This window comes from Terribium retamae (assembly GCF_022347545.1).
GTDB lineage: Bacteria > Pseudomonadota > Alphaproteobacteria > Rhizobiales > Rhizobiaceae > Mesorhizobium > Mesorhizobium retamae.
Genome location: NZ_JAKREW010000010.1, coordinates 131,138 through 147,897, shown reverse-complemented (window position 1 = coordinate 147,897; position 16,760 = coordinate 131,138). Strand labels below are relative to the sequence as shown.

18 protein-coding genes are annotated in these 16,760 nt (G+C 63.3%); 9 read left to right on the top strand and 9 right to left on the bottom strand.

Annotated elements, in window-relative coordinates:
- The first annotated feature begins 9 nt into the window (after window positions 1-9).
- The 8 genes from L4923_RS13230 (at window position 10) to ureG (ending at window position 6,915) form a co-directional block, all read left to right on the top strand.
- Window positions 10-1,524, top strand: coding sequence for an FGGY-family carbohydrate kinase (locus L4923_RS13230; RefSeq protein WP_239365696.1), 1,515 nt, complete (start codon window positions 10-12; stop codon window positions 1,522-1,524).
- Complete coding sequence (locus tag L4923_RS13225) at window positions 1,521-3,128, top strand: GMC family oxidoreductase (RefSeq protein WP_239365693.1); 1,608 nt, start codon at window positions 1,521-1,523, stop codon at window positions 3,126-3,128. Before L4923_RS13230 ends, L4923_RS13225 begins: the two co-directional genes overlap by 4 nt.
- A 54-nt stretch (window positions 3,129-3,182) precedes the next feature.
- Window positions 3,183-4,019, top strand: coding sequence for an urease accessory protein UreD (locus L4923_RS13220; protein ID WP_239365691.1), 837 nt, complete (start codon window positions 3,183-3,185; stop codon window positions 4,017-4,019).
- Window positions 4,020-4,057: 38 nt separating this feature from the next.
- Window positions 4,058-4,360 (top strand): urease subunit gamma, encoded by a 303-nt coding sequence (locus L4923_RS13215; RefSeq protein ID WP_239365689.1) that lies wholly within the window; start codon window positions 4,058-4,060, stop codon window positions 4,358-4,360.
- A 35-nt stretch (window positions 4,361-4,395) separates the two neighbouring features.
- A complete protein-coding gene (locus tag L4923_RS13210) occupies window positions 4,396-4,986 on the top strand; it encodes a HupE/UreJ family protein (RefSeq protein WP_239365687.1) in 591 nt (196 codons plus the stop codon).
- 120 nt (window positions 4,987-5,106) lie between these two features.
- Complete coding sequence (gene ureE, locus L4923_RS13205; RefSeq protein ID WP_239365740.1) at window positions 5,107-5,622, top strand: urease accessory protein UreE; 516 nt, start codon at window positions 5,107-5,109, stop codon at window positions 5,620-5,622.
- On the top strand, window positions 5,579-6,280 hold the full coding sequence (locus L4923_RS13200; RefSeq protein WP_239365738.1) for an urease accessory protein UreF: 702 nt from the start codon (window positions 5,579-5,581) through the stop codon (window positions 6,278-6,280). Before ureE ends, L4923_RS13200 begins: the two co-directional genes overlap by 44 nt.
- On the top strand, window positions 6,277-6,915 hold the full coding sequence (gene ureG, locus L4923_RS13195; RefSeq protein ID WP_239365685.1) for an urease accessory protein UreG: 639 nt from the start codon (window positions 6,277-6,279) through the stop codon (window positions 6,913-6,915). Before L4923_RS13200 ends, ureG begins: the two co-directional genes overlap by 4 nt.
- Before the next feature lie 62 nt (window positions 6,916-6,977).
- On the opposite strand, the gene L4923_RS13190 is transcribed toward ureG, so the two are convergent.
- Window positions 6,978-7,886: a LytTR family DNA-binding domain-containing protein gene (locus L4923_RS13190; RefSeq protein ID WP_239365683.1), complete on the bottom strand. Its 909-nt coding sequence runs from the start codon at window positions 7,884-7,886 to the stop codon at window positions 6,978-6,980.
- 198 nt (window positions 7,887-8,084) lie between these two features.
- On the opposite strand from L4923_RS13190, the gene L4923_RS13185 reads away from it, so the two are divergent.
- On the top strand, window positions 8,085-9,878 hold the full coding sequence (locus L4923_RS13185) for an FAD-binding oxidoreductase (protein ID WP_239365681.1): 1,794 nt from the start codon (window positions 8,085-8,087) through the stop codon (window positions 9,876-9,878).
- Window positions 9,879-9,893: 15 nt separating this feature from the next.
- Here the strand turns inward: L4923_RS13185 and phnN are convergent, their stop codons facing one another.
- The 8 genes from phnN to phnL form a co-directional block, all read right to left on the bottom strand.
- Entirely contained in the window at window positions 9,894-10,466 is a 573-nt protein-coding gene (gene phnN / locus L4923_RS13180; RefSeq protein WP_239365679.1) for a phosphonate metabolism protein/1,5-bisphosphokinase (PRPP-forming) PhnN, read from the bottom strand.
- On the bottom strand, window positions 10,459-11,598 hold the full coding sequence (locus L4923_RS13175; RefSeq protein ID WP_239365676.1) for an alpha-D-ribose 1-methylphosphonate 5-triphosphate diphosphatase: 1,140 nt from the start codon (window positions 11,596-11,598) through the stop codon (window positions 10,459-10,461). Before L4923_RS13175 ends, phnN begins: the two co-directional genes overlap by 8 nt.
- A gap of 1 nt (window position 11,599) precedes the next feature.
- On the bottom strand, window positions 11,600-12,307 hold the full coding sequence (locus L4923_RS13170) for a DUF1045 domain-containing protein (RefSeq protein ID WP_239365736.1): 708 nt from the start codon (window positions 12,305-12,307) through the stop codon (window positions 11,600-11,602).
- Complete coding sequence (gene phnE, locus L4923_RS13165) at window positions 12,307-13,125, bottom strand: phosphonate ABC transporter, permease protein PhnE (protein WP_239365673.1); 819 nt, start codon at window positions 13,123-13,125, stop codon at window positions 12,307-12,309. The genes L4923_RS13170 and phnE overlap by 1 nt, the downstream gene beginning before the upstream one ends.
- Window positions 13,126-13,350: 225 nt before the next feature.
- Window positions 13,351-14,343: a phosphonate ABC transporter substrate-binding protein gene (phnD, locus tag L4923_RS13160; RefSeq protein WP_239365670.1), complete on the bottom strand. Its 993-nt coding sequence runs from the start codon at window positions 14,341-14,343 to the stop codon at window positions 13,351-13,353.
- A 26-nt stretch (window positions 14,344-14,369) separates the two neighbouring features.
- Window positions 14,370-15,221 carry a phosphonate ABC transporter ATP-binding protein gene (phnC, locus tag L4923_RS13155; RefSeq protein WP_239365667.1) on the bottom strand — a complete coding sequence of 284 codons (852 nt, stop codon included), beginning with the start codon at window positions 15,219-15,221 and terminating at the stop codon, window positions 14,370-14,372.
- 126 nt (window positions 15,222-15,347) lie between these two features.
- The gene (locus tag L4923_RS13150; protein ID WP_239365664.1) at window positions 15,348-16,046 is read right to left on the bottom strand and encodes a DapH/DapD/GlmU-related protein; all 699 of its coding nucleotides are present in this window, start codon (window positions 16,044-16,046) and stop codon (window positions 15,348-15,350) included.
- Window positions 16,047-16,048: 2 nt separating this feature from the next.
- Window positions 16,049-16,756 carry a phosphonate C-P lyase system protein PhnL gene (gene phnL / locus L4923_RS13145; protein ID WP_239365661.1) on the bottom strand — a complete coding sequence of 236 codons (708 nt, stop codon included), beginning with the start codon at window positions 16,754-16,756 and terminating at the stop codon, window positions 16,049-16,051.
- Between the last annotated feature and the right edge of the window lie 4 nt (window positions 16,757-16,760).

Here is a 16,760-nt window from a genome sequence, read left to right as displayed (position 1 = left end):
GAGGAGCCGATGGGTAGCTACATACTGGGTCTTGATGCCGGCAACACCGTCATCAAGGCCATCATCTTCGACACCACCGGCCAGGAGCTCGCGGTGGCCGCGCTCGACGGCCGCTCGTCAATGCCGAAGCCCGGTCATGTCGAACGCGACCTCAATGAACTCTGGTCCAATGCCGTCACGGTGATCCGCCGCTGCATCGATCAGGCCGGCATTGATGCGGGCGACATCGTCGCGATCGGCTGCGCCGGGCATGGCAATGGCCTCTATGCGCTGGATCGTGACGGCGCACCGCTGATCGGCATCCAGTCGCTCGACACACGCGGTGTCGGCATCGTCGCCGAATGGGCGGAGGCCAATGTCGGCGACCGCACCTATCCCTATTGCCTGCAGCGGCCTTGGGCCGCACAGACACCGACGCTGCTTGCCTGGATCAAACGTTATGCGCCGGAACTATTCAAACGCATCGGCACCGTCTTCCTGTGCAAGGATTTCGTCGTCAACCGGCTGACCGGCGCGCGCTCGAGCGACGCCAGCGACATGTCGGGCTGCGGCCTGCTGACCATGCCGGCGCGCCGCTATGAACACGGCCTGCTCGCCACCTACGACCTCGACGACTGCATGGAGCTGCTGCCGCCTGCGCTGGAATCGGCCGAGGTCGCCGGCCATGTCACGGCGCAGGTGGCAGCGCTGACTGGCCTGAAGGCTGGAACACCGGTGATCGCCGGCCTGTTCGACGTGGTGGCGAGCGCCATCGGTTCCGGCGTGACACGTACGGGTGCCGCCTCGATCATCGCCGGCACCTGGAGTATCAACCAGGTCATCACCGACGAGCCTATCCGCGATCCGTCGATCTTCATGCTGTCGACTTTCGATCCGCAGCGCTATCTGGCGATTGAATCCAGCGCCACCTCGGCGGCCAATCTCGAATGGATCGCGCGCGAATTCCTCGAACACCAAGCCGGCGATGAAAAATCGCCGTTCGAACACGCCAGCCAACTGGTCGCGTCCGTCGACCCGGCCGGCGACGTGCCGATCTACCACCCCTTCCTCTATGGCTCGCAGCAGAACGGGCGCGCACGTGCCGGTTTCTACGGCGTTGCCGGCTGGCATGGCCGCGCACATATGCTGAGGGCGCTGTTCGAGGGTGTCGCCTTCGAACACAAGCGCCATGTCGAGACGCTCTACCGCGCCGGTGCACATTTCGACGAGGCAGTGCTCTCCGGCGGCGGCTCGCGCAGCGGCGTCTGGGCCCAGATCTTTGCCGATATACTCGGCGTGCCCGTCACCGTGGCGAGGAGTCGGGAGACCGGTGCGCTGGGTGCTGCGATCGCGGCCGGCACCGGTGTCGGCATCTTCACCGACTTCGCGGCAGGCGCTTCAGCAATGACGTCCGCCGCACGGCATTATTCGCCCAATGGCGCAATTGCCCCTGCCTATGCCGCGCGCTACCAACTCTATGGCGAGATCAACCAGGCGATGGGCCCGATTTGGGACCGCATCGCCAAGATGCAGGCGCAGCCGTGACCGAACCCGCTTTCTTCGGCGAATACGACTTCGTGATTGTCGGCGCGGGCTCTGCCGGCTGCGTGCTGGCGAACCGCCTGTCGGCCGATCCGCGCAACAAGGTGCTTTTGCTCGAAGCCGGCGGCAGCGACCGCTACCACTGGGTCGATATCCCGATCGGCTATCTCTACTGCATGGGCAATCCGCGCACCGACTGGCTGATGAAGACGGAGCCTGATCCCGGCCTCAACGGGCGCAGCCTCAACTATCCGCGTGGCAAGGTGCTGGGTGGCTGCTCGTCCATCAACGGCATGATCTACATGCGCGGCCAGGCGGCCGATTATGACGGCTGGCGCCAAGCCGGCAATGGCGGCTGGGGCTGGGACGACGTGCTGCCCTATTTCCGCAAGTCGGAAGACTATCACGGCGGCAAAAGCGCCTTGCACGGCGCAGGCGGCGAGTGGCGGGTGGAGAAGCAGCGGCTGTCCTGGCCGATCCTCGATGCCTTTCGCGATGCAGCGGAAGAACTCGGCATTCCGCGCACCGAAGACTTCAACAGCGGCACCAATGAGGGCTCCGGCTATTTCGAGGTCAACCAGAAGAAGGGCGTTCGCTGGAACACTTCCAAGGCGTTCCTGCGCGGCATCCTCAACCGACCTAATCTGCGCGTCCTGACCGGCGCCGAAACCGAGCGGCTTGCCTTCGAAGGGCGCCGCGTCACCGGCGTGGTCTTCCGTCACGAAGGCAAGCAGCAGTTCGCCAAGGCCGAAGAAACCATCCTGGCCGCAGGCGCCATCAACTCGCCGAAGATCCTGGAACTGTCCGGCATCGGCCGGCCGGAACTCCTGTCCAATCTGGGCATCGAGACGCGGCATGCCTCACCGGGCGTCGGCGAGAACCTGCAGGACCATCTGCAGATCCGCACCGTGTTCAAGGTGAAGAACGCCGACACGCTGAACCAGCGTTACCATAACCTCGTGCGCCGCGCGGCAATGGGTGCGGAATACGCGCTGTGGCGCAGTGGGCCGCTGTCGATGGCGCCGAGCCAGCTCGGCATTTTCGCGCGCTCGGATGCACGCCTCGCCACGCCGGATCTCGAATATCACGTGCAGCCGCTCAGCACCGACCGGCTTGGCGAGCCGCTGCACCGCTTCCCTGCGGTGACGGTCTCGGTCTGCAACCTGCGGCCCGAAAGCCGCGGCACCGTACATATGGAGAGCGCCGATCCGAAAGCGTCGGCCAAGATTCGCCCGAACTATCTGTCGACCGAAGGCGACCGGCATGTCGCGGTTGCTTCGATCGAACACGCCCGCAAGCTTATGAAGACCAAGGCGATCGCGCGGTTCGAACCGGAAGAGATGCTGCCGGGGCCTCAGGTCACCAATCAGGACGATCTGGTGCGCAAGGTCGGCGACATCGCCACGACGATCTTCCATCCCGTCGGCACCTGCAAGATGGGCTCGGACGCCATGGCGGTGGTCGATGACCGGCTGCGCGTGCATGGCCTCGGCAACCTGCGCGTCGTCGACGCCTCGATCATGCCGACGATCGTCTCAGGCAACACCAATTCTCCGGTCATCATGATCGCCGAGAAGGCATCGGAGATGATCCTGCAGGATCGGTAGACAAGTCTTCGCACTCTCGTAAAGTGGCGCGCGACACGGCTCAACGGGGCGCGGATGCTGACAAAGAACGAAAGCCTGGCGGAACTTGCCCCACAGCGCGCCAAGGGTAACGGCCTAGTTCATGTGGAGCAACGCCACGGACGATCCCGCATCGCCCGCCTTTTCCAGGAGGGGTGCGCGAAGATCCGGATGCCGCATGTCACGCGCGATCCGTTCGAAGCGATCCTCATCAACACCGCAGGCGGGCTGACCGGCGGGGACCGCCTGCATTGGACCGTGTATGCAGGCGAAGGCACTTCGGCGGTTGTTACCACCCAGGCCTGCGAGCGCATCTACAGATCGCCGGAAAGTGAAGCCATCGTCGAAACACGACTGACTGCTGAAAGAGGCACGCATCTTGCTTGGCTCCCCCAGGAGACGATCCTGTTCGACCGCTCGGCACTGTCACGCCGGCTTGATGTCGACATGGACAGGAGCGCCTCCGTGTTGCTGGTGGAAGCCGTGGTGTTTGGACGGCAGGCCATGGGAGAGGTTGTGAAGGAAGCGCGTTTCCATGATCGCTGGCGGGTCCGCACCGGCGGCAAACCGATTCATGCAGAGGATTTTCGGCTAGGCCCGGACCTCGCCACAGAGCTGTCTCGCGCTGCCATAACCGGCGGCCGGCGCGCGCTGGCAACTGTGATGCTGCTCGGATCTGAAGCCGAGCGCCATCTGGACGCAGCGCGGGCGATCGTGGGCGGAGATGGCGCGGTGAGCACCTGGCAAGTGGATGGCGTCAACAAGTTGCTGGCAAGGCTCTTTGCACCGGACAGCTATGAGCTTCGCAAGCGTCTGGTGCCGCTTTTGCGGCTACTGAATGGGCAGACACTGCCTAAAGTTTGGTCGATCTAGAGGCAATCAGAGATGCTAAGAACAGGCAAATCGAAATCATGAACCTCACTCCCCGGGAGAAAGACAAACTTTTGATCGCCATGGCGGCAATGGTCGCGCGCCGCCGCCTGGAGCGAGGCGTGAAGCTCAACCACCCCGAGGCGATTGCGTTGATTTCCGACTTCGTTGTCGAAGGCGCGCGCGATGGGCGCTCCGTTGCCGATCTCATGGAAGCCGGCGCGCATGTGATCACACGCACCCAGGTGATGGAAGGCGTGGCCGAGATGATCCACGACGTCCAGGTCGAGGCGACATTCCCGGACGGCACCAAGCTGGTGACCGTGCACGAACCCATCCGTTGAGAAGACAGACAAGAACAGAGGAGAGGCGGACAGCCATGAAGAAACCGACGATGGTCACCACGCTAGCATTCAGCCTGATGGCAAGCCCGGCCTTCGCCCATCTCAATCCAGCCGAACATGGCTCCTTCGCCGCCGGCTTCAGCCATCCGCTGTCGGGCTCGGACCATATTCTCGCCATGGTGGCGATCGGTCTGTGGGCCGCGATGCTTGGTGGGCGGGCTCTCTTGCTGGTGCCGACAGCTTTTGTCGGCATGATGCTGCTGGGTTTTGTCGCTGGTCTCTCCGGCGTGCCGTTGCCCTTCGTGGAGCCGATGATCCTGGCATCGGTGGTCGTGCTCGGTCTGCTCGTCGCGTTGGCGCTACCTTTGCCGGCGGCGGTGGGCGCGGTCATCGCCGGCTTCTTCGCCTTCTTCCATGGTCACGCGCATGGCGCTGAAATCGGCACCGCAGCATTCGCCTCCTACGCAGCCGGCTTTGCACTGGCCACCGCCCTGCTCCATGGCGCCGGCATCCTGATCGGTCTCGGCCTCGGCCGTCTCGGAGCACGCGACAAGACGCTGGTTGCCGTGCGCCTGGCTGGCGGCGCGACGGCACTGGCCGGTATCGCCCTGGCGATCACCGGGTGACACGATGCCGACCCTGGACATCCATCCCGTGCGGGCGAAGGCAAGCTTTGACGTGTCCGCCCGTTGATATCGGACCGATGGCAAGGCGCCATTTCCAATCCTGAGAAATCAAGGAACGCGATCATGCGAGCCGTCGAGATCATCCGCGCCGACAAAGCATACGGCCACCCGTCGCCCGCCGACCATGCCGTGCTGGAACGCGATGAACGACACCTGCGCCGCAAACTTATCGAGCTGGCGAGCGGCGAAAAGCTGCTTGCCGACTTCGCCGAACCGGTGGTGCTGGAGCACGGCGACCGGTTGGTGACGGAAGGCGGCCGCGAAATCGAAATCCGGGCTGCGAAAGAGCCGCTGTTGGAAATCCGTGGGCGCGACGCGCTCCATATCGCGGAACTCGCCTGGCATATCGGCAACCGACACCTCGCCGCACAGATCGAAGGCGATCGCATCCTGATCTTGCGCGACCACGTCATCAAGACGATGCTCGAGGGACTGGGAGCAGCGGTGCGCGAGATCGAGGCCATCTTCAGCCCGCTGCGCGGCGCCTATTCCGGTGGGCATCACCACCATGATGACCATCACCACGATCATCATGGTCATCATCACGGTGGGAGCCATGGCCACCACCACGACTGATCCCGGGCAGGCTCTGCTGCGGCTGCTGGGCTGGCTCTCCCCGGTCTTCCCGGTTGGTTCCTACAGCTACAGTCACGGCCTGGAACAGGCGGCGCATGACGGGCTGGTCGCCGACGCAAGCAGCCTCAAGGGGTGGCTGACCGACCTGATCGAACGCGGCTCGGCCTGGAACGACGCGCTGCTGCTCGCCGAAAGCTGGCGGCTGTCGCGCCAGGATTGTGATCTCGCCGATATCGCTGCGCTGGCGGAAGCCCTGGCGGGAGGGCGCGAACGCCATTTGGAGAGTCTTTCGCAGGGGTCGGCCTTCCTGGAAGCCGCGCAAAGCTGGCCCCTGAAGGCCTTGCAACGCCTGCCACGTCCCTGTGCTTACCCTGTCGCCGTCGGTGCCCTTGCCGGCGCCCATGACATCGCGCTGACCAGCACGCTCACCGCCTTCCTGCAGGCGTTCACGCTCAATCAATTGCAGGCTTCGATCCGCCTCTCGGTAACCGGCCAGAGCGGCGTTACCGCGCTGATGGCTGGGTTGGAGCCCGTTATCCTCGACACGGCACGGCGCGCCGCCCAGGCGACCCTTGACGATCTCGGCGCGGCGACCTTCCTTGGCGAGATCATGGCCATGAAACACGAGACTCTTCATTCGAGGCTTTTTCGCTCATGACACAGAAAAACGGTCCCTTGCGCGTCGGCATCGGCGGACCCGTCGGCTCCGGTAAGACGACGCTGACAGAGAAGCTCTGCAAGGCATTGCGCGATCACTATTCGGTCGCGGTCATCACCAACGACATCTACACGCGGGAAGATGCGCTGATCCTGGCACGCCATCAGGCGCTGTCTGAAGAGCGCATCATGGGGGTGGAAACCGGCGGTTGCCCGCACACGGCAATCCGCGAGGATGCGTCCATCAACCTGCAGGCGATCGCCGAGATGAACCGGCGCTTTCCTGATCTCGACATCGTCTTCATCGAATCGGGCGGCGACAATCTTGCCGCTACCTTCTCGCCAGATCTCGCCGATTTGACACTTTACGTCATCTCGGTCTGCCAGGGCGAGGAGATCCCGCGCAAGGGCGGTCCGGGCATCACACGCTCCGATTTTCTGGTGATCAACAAGAGTGATCTTGCGCCTTACGTCCATGTCGATCTCGATGTCATGGAAGTCGACGCCACCAGGATGCGCGGCAAGCGCCCATTCGCGTTCACCGACCTGCATCGCGGCAAAGGCTTGCAGGAAATTGTGGACTTCGTTGTCGAGCATGGCGGTCTGAAGGAAGAAACGTCGAGGCTCTCGGCCTGACGATCGCAGCTCAGGCCATCCTCGAGCGTTTCCGTTTTCGGGGAACGCTCTAATCCTTTATCTTACGCAATTCCGGACGGAAAACCGCTACGCACTTTTCCTGGGTTTGCTCCAGCGTTCTGTTTCTCGACCGCCGCGTTGTCGAGCAGGTGCCGATACCGCCGCGACCCTCTTATGTCGGAGCCGTCGCTTGTGCGGATGCGGACATCGCCATCGCCGAGCGGCACGATCTCCACGATCTTTGCCCGGTTGACGATCCAGGAGCGGTGCACGCGCACGGCATCGACACCGGACGCCTGCAACTGCGCCTGCAGCGCGGTCAGGCTGATGCGCACGAGGTGCGTGGTTCCCCTGGCATGCACATCGACATAATTGGCGGCAGCGCGTGCCCATTCCATTGCCTGGGCGTCGAGAAGGATGGTGCGGCCGCCCGATTTCAGCGTCAGACGTGCAGCCTCGATTTGCTCGCCTTGCTGCGACCGCTGCCGGTTGAACTCTATGCTGCGCATCAGCGTCAGCATCAGCAGGATGGTGGCGTAGGTCAGGACATCCTTGCGGTATTCATATGCGAGATCGGTCAGCGGCTCGTCGAAGAAGTCATAGGCCTGACCGAGAAGGCTGGCGAAAATCGCCTTGCGCAGCAAGATCATGCCGGCGACATGCAGCGCCGAAAAGATGATGCTGCCGATGACATGAACCGCAAGCAGACGCGGGAGGCCCTGTCGTGCGATCGGAAAGCGCCGCTCCCACAGAGCCACCAGCGGCAGCAGCAACAGGACCACCACCACGCTCGAAGACTCCTGTATCCAGGGAATGCGAGCGTCCAGAGCGCTTCCGGTGCGTACGGCGTCGGTGTTCAGCGTGGTCGCGTTGACGAAGGCGATGACGGCCAGAAAGACCGAGGCCAGCAGCAACACCCGCGAAAAGATGCGGCGATCAGATTCGATCCGGTCTGGAGGCGGTTCCGTCATGCGACGATCATGCCCGAGCAGCCCTGGTAGGAAAAGAAGGATGTTCGGCACTGGTCCCGAGGGAGCCGCCGCTTGTCCCACAGCGCGATTTTCATGCCGCCGCTTGTCCCAGCCGGCCCTGCCTTATCCCAAGATCATTCCCGTCAGCGGCGAGGAGCGGTACCCCTCCGCTCGCAACTGGCGCGGAGGTCAAGGGACATGAACAGACGGGATTTCCTGCGGATAACGGCAGCGGCCGCCCCCATCGTTATCAGCAAATGGGACGCGGCTTTCGCGAACACCCTGCCGCCAGCGGGTCGTGTTCGACCCGGCGATGCCGGCTGGCCATCGGGGGAGGCTTGGGAAAAGCTCAGCCAGACGGTTGATGGCAGGCTGCTCAAACTCAACTCGCCATTCGACAATTGCGCGGGGGTCGACTGTGCACAGCTCTGGGAAAGCCTCTCCAACCCCTTCTTCCTTGGTGACGAGCCCGCGCTGACCCAGACGCTCGGCTGGGTCGATGCCTGGACATCCCGGCCCAGCACCTATGCGGTTGCCGTCCGTTCGACCCGGGATGTCGTCGCCGCCATTAATTTTGCCCGCGACCACAATCTGCGGCTGGTGATCAAGGGCGGCGGTCACAGTTACCACGGTACATCCAATGCAGCGGATTCGCTGCTTGTCTGGACCCGCCACATGGATACCGTGACCATCCACGACGCTTTCGTGCCGTCGGGCTGCGAAGGGCAACAACCGGCCCCCGCCGTTTCGGTCGGCGCGGGTGTCTTGTGGGGCAAGGCCTATAACGAAGTCACCACCAGGGCCGGTCGTTATGTGCAGGGCGGCGGCTGCCTCACCGTCGGTGTTGCCGGCCTGATCCAGAGTGGTGGTTTCGGCAGTTTCTCCAAAGCGTATGGACTGGCTGCCGCAAGTCTTCTCGAAGCCGAAGTGGTTACTGCCGACGGTGAAGCCAGGACCGCCAACGCCTGCACCAACCCCGACCTTTACTGGGCGATCAAAGGTGGAGGCGGCGGCAGTTTCGGTGTCATCACCAGGCTGACCCTGCGCACCCATGCCTTGCCCGAATTCTTCGGCCTCGCGGCGATGACGATCCGGGCCGGCTCGGACGAGAGCTACAAACGGCTGATCGCCCGCGTCATGGAATTCTATGCAGATGCCCTGTTCAACCCGACATGGGGCGAACAGATCGTCTTCCGCGCCGGCAATAGGCTGGTCATCAACATGCTGTTCCAGGGGATCGATGAGAAGCAGGCTAAAGCAACCTGGCAGCCCTTCCTCGATTGGCTGAAGGAGGCAGAGACGGATTTCCGGCTGGAGGCCGATCCTGTCTTCATCGCCGCTCCGGCACGGCATTTCTGGGATCCGCATTTCCTGGAGAAGGTTCCGGGCGCAGTGCTGTTCGACGATCGCCCGGGCGCTTCGGCCGACAACATATTCTGGACAGGCAATCTGAGGGAAGCCGGCCAGGTGCTGCACGGCTATCAATCGGCCTGGCTGCCGGCCTCGCTTCTCGGCAGCCACCAGCGCGAGGCGCTGGCTGAAATGCTGTTCGCCGCAAGCCGTCACCGGAGCGTGGCGCTGCACACCAACAAAGGCTTGGCCGGTGCACCGCCCGCAGTCCTTGAACAGGTGCGTGACACAGCCACCAATCCGGCCGCATTCCAGGCATTCGCGCTGCTGATCTGTGCTGCCGGAGGTCCATCCGCTTATCCCGGCATTGCCGGTCGTGAGCCGGATGCTGCCAAAGCGCGTGCTGACGCCGATGCCGTCGGCAAAGCGATGAGCGAAGTCCGGCGCCTTGTCCCGAATGCCGGCTGCTACGTCGCCGAAAGCGACTTCTTCGAGGAGCACTGGCAGGAAGCATTCTGGGGAACGAACTATCCACGGCTGCTAACCGTGAAAGATCGCTACGATCCGGACGGGCTTTTCTTCAGCCATCACGGCGTCGGCAGCGAGCGCTGGAGCGCCGACGGTTTTAAGAGAAGAGCTTGACGCCTGCCACGCTGCTCACGATGCAAGCGAAAGCCGGCCGGTGATGATCGACATCAGCGCGTCGCCGGCCATCCGAAGCTCGGCGCTGTTGTCGATGGTGATATCCTGGCCATAGGCGCCGAGCTTCAGGCCCCGCTCGACGCGGCGGCCGATCTCTTCAGCGGTCTCCCGCCCGCGGGCCGAAAGCCTGGCCGCGATGATCTCGGGCCTGGCGGTCAAGCCCACCACAATGACGTTGGTAAAGGCAGCGCGGATGTCGTCGATGGCACCGCGCGAGCCATTGGCGATCGCAGTGCCACCGCGGTTGACATGCTCCATGGTGCTGTACGGCAAGGCATAGCTCAGCCCGTTCGCCTGCCAGCTGACGGCGAAACCGCCTTCCTTCCTGGCCTCGTCGAAGGCGGCTTCGCTGAGACTGTCATGATCCTCAGCATGAGCCGCCGCCTCGCGCGTGACGATGCGGCGCACGAACAGGATGTCGTTTCGATCGGCCAAGCGCTCGCGCGCATAACCGATCACACTGTCCTTGCCGGCGCCGCTCGGGCCAACCACGACAACGAGCGTGCCTTGCAGACCTGCATCAGGCAACGCGACGGCCCTCGCGCCAGACGGAACGTACGACCGGAACACCCTTGGTGTGGCGCACCCGTACGACGTCGCCGCGCAAACCTGGCGCGATGCGACCACGGTCGGTCAAACCGACCGTGCGCGCGGGCGCGGTGGTGACCAACTTGATCGTCTCGTTGAGCGGCCTGCCCTCAGGCCCGTCGGCCAGGATGAACGGCGCCTGCATCAGGCTGAACGGCACATAGTCGGACGAGAGCACATCGAGCACACCGGCCTCGGCGAGTTCCCTCGCCGCGATGTTGCCGGAATGGGATTTGCCGCGCACGATGTTCGGAGCACCCATCATCACAGAGATGCCGGCCTCATGCGAAGCCCTGGCCGCTTCCATGCTGGTCGGGAACTCGGCCAGCTTCACGCCGAAAGCGATCGATTCCTCGACATGCTCGACCGTTGCATCATCATGGCTGGCGAGTGCGATGCCACGTTCGCTGCAGGCCTCCACAATGGTCTTGCGGTGGCCGGCGGAATATTTCTGCGAAGCGGCGACACGCTTGGCCATGAAGCGCTCGAAGGCCGCGTCGTCCAGTCCGCGCTTGGTCTTGTAGTAGAGCGCGTACTGCTCCAGCGTCTGGAACTGACGCTGGCCTGGCGCATGGTCCATCAGGGAGGCAAGCCGCACGAAACCATCGGTCTTGAAATCTTCGTACTGGTCGAGCACGTCGGCCGCCGAGACCTCGCAGCGCAGGTGAATGAGATGGCTGGCGCGTAGCCGGTCCTCGGCGACGGCGACCTCGATGGCGTCGGCGATGGCGCGCATTTCGCCCTTCTGGAAACCGCCATCCTCGTCGGAACCCAGACGCAGGCAGTCGAAGACGGTGGTTATACCCGAAGCCACCACCTGTGCATCATGTGCCTGCAAAGCAGCGATCGAGTCCCAGCGCACACCGGGGCGCGGCGAATAGTGGGCCTCGAGATGATCGGTATGGAGCTCGACGAGGCCGGGCACCACATAGTCGCCCTCGCAATCTTCGCCGGTCGCCGCAGCACCGCTGTCGATCGCCGCAATCTTGCCGTCGCGAAACAGTATCGATCCGTTGACGATCTCCTTCTCGAGGACGAGGCGGGCATTTTTCAGGACGATCTCTTGGGACATCTCAGGCAGACTTTCTGGCTTCAAGTGGCCGCAATGGCCGATAGGAATGCACGGTGAAGGGCGCGCCCGGCTCGCGCTCGATGAACAGCGCAAGGCCGTCGATGGCGAACGGACGCCCGGTGAACGCCTCGAAGCGGCGCTCCAGCGCCGGCTTCACCCGTGCCAGAGTCTCTTCCGGCAGGCGCTCGCTCAGCGTCATGTGGAAACGGAACTCGTCCATGACGAAGGGGTAGCCATGGCGCCTGAGATAGGCGGTCTGGCGCGTGGTGAGCTTCGACGGATCGCGGCGCGCGATCTCGGCTTCGGTGAGCGCGGCCCGCACCGGGGCGAAATGCAGAACGGCATCGGCAGCAAAGGCGGAAAGCTGGTATTCCGTTTCCATCGGCAGCAGCGCGAGGAATGAGCCCAACTGTCCGATCCGCAATCCTCCGATGAAGAACGGCGCGGTCTTGGCGCAGAACCGATCGAAACTTTCCTCCAGCTCGGCTAGGCCCACTCCATCCGCAAGGCGGAACGGGGCGACGATCGTGGCATGGAAGCCGTAACGGCGCGGTTCGCCGGTCAGCCTGGAAATCTCCGCAGCCGGCAAACCATCGAATGACGGCGCGGCAAGCAATTCGCCCGAAAAGGCATCGCGACCGAGCCAGTTGGCCGCCGCCTTGGTCAGCGGGTCGTCCTCGGAAGGCGTGAAATAGACCGCGTAGCGCATCACAGGAACAGCTTTCGCAGCTGCTGCGAGATGACGTCGATCAACGACACCGTGACCAGCATGATGATGAGCATTGCAGCGGCTTCAGGGTAATAGAAGCCGCGGATCGACTCGAACAGCACCTGGCCGATGCCGCCGGCGCCGATGACACCGAGCACGGTGGCGGCACGCACGTTGGATTCGAAGCGGTAAAGCGCATAGGACATCCACAGCGGCAGCACCTGCGGCACCACGCCGAAGATCACCTCCTGCAGGCGTGTCGCACCGGTGGCGCGGATCGCTTCCACGGGGCGCGGATCGATCGCTTCGACGGCCTCGGAGAACAGCTTGGCCAGGATGCCGGTGGTATGGATGAACAGTGCCATGACGCCGGCAAAGGGCCCAAGGCCGACCGCGACGACGAACAGCACCGCATAGACGAGTTCATGGATGGAGCGGAACAGGTCCATCAAGCGACGAACCGGCTGGACGATGTACCATGGCGCCATGTTCGACGCCGACAGGATGCCGAACGGAACCGCCAGGACAGCCGCCAGGAAGGTACCCCACAGCGCGATCTGGATCGTGACCAACATCTCCTGCAGGTAGTAGCGCCCTTCCCCGAAGTTCGGATGCGAGAAGCCGGCGGCGTATTGCGCCATGTTGCCGGCATCGGTGAAGAGGTAGGTCCAGCGGAACATCTCGGCCGGCGCCCAGCTCCAGATCAGGAGCAGGGCCAGGCCGATCCAGGTGACGGCCGTCCAGGCATCACGGGTCCAATCACGCCCGATCTCCGGGCGTGGCTTGTCGGTCTCACCGATATGCGTCGTTTGGGTCATCGTCGCTCTCTTCTATCCGTGCGTCCTTCGAGGCTCGCTCCGCGAGCACCTCAGGATGAGGACCGTTTGTGCCGGTGGTTCTCACCCCGAGATGCGAACGCCTCGGGATGAGGATCATTTGTGCCGGCGGTCCTCATCCTGAGGTGCGAGCCCGCGACAAGGTGGACCGAAAGGTCAATCCTACCGCGGGCGAGCCTCGAAGGACGCACCGGAATGGCAGACCGATCAGCTCTGGCCCTTGGCCTTGATCTTGGCTTCGTAGCCGGCCTTTTCGGCTTCGATCTTCTCGATCTTGGCCTTCTTGTCGGCTTCCGAAAGATTGGCGTCGGCTTCCACCTTGGCCTGGGCCTTGGCCAGTTCCATCACGCGGATCGGCAGCAACTGGTCATTGTCGGAAGGACGGAACGGCGCCCACTGCAGACCGGCGAGGATTTCCTTTTCCTTGGCGACGTCGCCCTTCGACTTGTCGGTGCCGTAATTCAGGACGAAGTTCTTCAGCTTGTCCTTGGTTTCCTGTGGCAGGTCCTTGCGCCAAACGAGCGGGTCGGACGGGATCAGCGGCGACTTCCAGATCACCTTGATCTTGGCGAAGGCTTCCGGCTGGTTTTTCTCGATGAGCGCCATGTTCTCGGTGTTGTTGGCGGCCGCGTCGAGCTGGCCGTTGGCAACGGCCATGGCGTTGGTCTCGTGATTGGCATTGGTGACCGCCTTGAAGCAGTTCTTCGGATCGACCTTGTTGGCCGCGAAGACGAAGGTGGTCGGAACCAGGTAACCCGAGGTCGAGTTCGGATCGCCGAGACCGAAGTTCAGGGTCTTGTCGCACTTCAGCAGGTCTTCGACCGTGTTGAGCTTGCTGTCCTTCGGAGCCAGGATCAGCGACCAGTAGCCAGGGTTTCCGTCAACGGAGACGGTCTGGGCGAAGATCTCGCCATCGGCGCGATCGACGGCTTCCATGGCCGACTTGTTGCCGTACCAGGCCATCTGCACCTTGCCGAAACGCATGCCTTCGATGACACCGGCATAGTCCGAAGCGAAGAACGGCTTCACGTCGAGGCCGGTTTCCTTCTTCATGTCGGCGAGGAAGGGTTCCCACTTCGGCTTGAGGTTCTGCTGGGACTCGGTCGAGATGATGCCGAAGTTGATCTCCTCGGCATAGGCGGCGCCGGTGAGGGTGAAGGCGATCGCCGTGGCGGCGATGGCCTTGAGCATAGCGTTCATGTCAACGTCTCCTGTTGGTTTTCTGGTCAGGCGAAAGCCGGCGCCATGTCCGGGTTCTTGGCAGTCGCAGGTTCCGGATAATCGGGGACGAAATCCGGAACAGCCTCGGGCAGGATCAGCTCTTCGGAATTGGAGCCGTAGAGTTCGATCAGCGTTCTGTGGGTAAGCCTGGAGGACGGGCCGTCGAACACGACACGACCGTCCTTCAAGGCGATGGTGCGCGGGCAATAACGGCGCGCATATTCGACCTGATGCAGCGACACCACGCAGGTGATGCCGTTTTCGCGGTTGACGCCGGCGAGCACTTCCATGACGCGGCGCGCCGAGGACGGGTCGAGCGAAGCGATCGGCTCGTCGGCGAGCAGGATATTTGAACGCTGCACCAGCGTGCGGGCGATCGCCGCGCGCTGCTGCTGACCTCCCGAGAGGGTCGAAGCGCGCTGCCAGGCGACTTCCGGAATGCCGACCTTGGCCAGCGCCTCGCGGGCGAGCCGCTTTTCCTCGGCGCTGAACAGTCCGAGCGTGCCGCGCCACACCGGGATCCGGCCGAGATTGCCGATCAGGACGTTGGATAGCACCGACAGCCGGCTGACCAGATTGAATTGCTGGAAGATCACGCCGATGTTGCGCCGAAGATCGCGTGCGCCGCCCGACAGCCGGCCATTGTTCTGCAGGCTGGCGCCGAAGATCTCGATCGTGCTGGAACCTGTCTGTCCGGTCTCCAACCCGCAGATGTGACGCAACAGCGTGCTCTTGCCGGAGCCGGAGGCGCCGATCAGCGCAACCATCTCCCCCTTGGCGATGTCGAGGCTGACATTATCGAGTGCGCGTTTCTTGCCGAAATTCTTCGACAGGTTGCGTATGGTGATGGCGTTCATGAAATCGCTCCCTGGTTTGGGCTTTGGCCCCAGCCAATTGAGTGGTTCGTCGATGGACGCGTTTTGCTCGGCTTGTCCGGACATGCGACCGCGACCGGCAAGGCCGCGACGCCCAGCCGGAATTCGTTATCCGGTTACTGCTTGTCGATGACGGTCGGATGTACCGTTCATGTCAGCTGTGTGACCATTCACCGATATTGCGCCGGCCGGCCGGCCTTCGTAGCGCTCCAGGAATGCCTCGGCGGTCAGATTGCGGAAATCGTCGAGCGAAGCGCGCAGGCTGACGTGATCCCAATCCCACCAGGCCAGCGCCTGCATGCGCTCGGCAACCCTTGGCTCAAAGCGGCGGCGCATGAACTTGGCCGGCACACCGGCGACGATCGTATAGGGTTCGACATCCTTGGTGACGACGGCGCCAGAACCGACGACCGCACCATCGCCGATCGTCACGCCGGGCAGGATGGTGACGCCATGCCCGATCCAGGTGTCGTGACCGACAACGACACGATTGGCACGGCGTGCGGCAAAGAAATCGTCCTCATGCGCGGCGTCCTCGAAATAGTCGCCGGCGCGATAGGTGAAGTGATGCAACGTGGCGCGCGACATCGGATGGTTGGTGGCGTTGATGCGCACGGAGGCGGCGATGTTGGCGAACTTGCCGATGGTGACGCACCAGGTCTGGCCGTTCGGCATGATGTAGGAATAATCGCCGAGCTCCGTCTCGGTGAGGCGGCAGCCCTCGGTCACTTCCGTGTAGCGGCCGAGTGTGCAGTTCTCGAGGCGCGCGGTTGGATCGACAAAGGGAGTTTCGGAAAGACGCGGCATGGTCAGGCCGCCTTCCGGTCCGGCGCGAAGCCGGTGACGTCGATGACGATGTCAGCTACCGCATTGCGCACATCGGCATCGTGAAAGATGCCAAGCAAGGCAACGCCAGCCCGCTTCTTCTCTTCGATCATCTCGACGACGACGGCGCGGTTGGTGGCGTCGAGCGACGCCGTCGGCTCGTCGAGCAGCAGCACGGGATGGCTGGTGATGAAACCGCGCGCGATGTTGACGCGCTGCTGTTCGCCACCTGAGAAGGTGGCGGGCGGCAAGGCCCACAGGCGCTCGGGCAGGTTGAGACGGCTCAACAATTCGCGGGCCTTGTCCGCAGCCGCGTTGCGATTAGTGCCACGCTCAACCAGCGGCTCGGCAACGATGTCGAGCGCGCTGACACGCGGCACGACGCGCAGGAACTGACTGACATAGCCAATCGTCTCGCGGCGGATCTCAAGCACCCTGCGTGGGGCAGCGGAAGCCAGGTCGACCATCTCACCGCGATGCAGGATCTCGATCCTGCCTTCATTCACGGCGTAGTTGCCGTAGAGCATCTTGAGGATAGAGCTCTTGCCGGCACCGGAGGGGCCTCCGAGCACGGCGCATTTTCCGCCTTCCAGCGCGAAGGCCGCATCCACGATCACCGGCAATTCTATGCCGCCGCGCAGATGCATGGTGAAGGTCTTGGCAAGACCGTAAACGATGAGAACAGGAGCCATGATC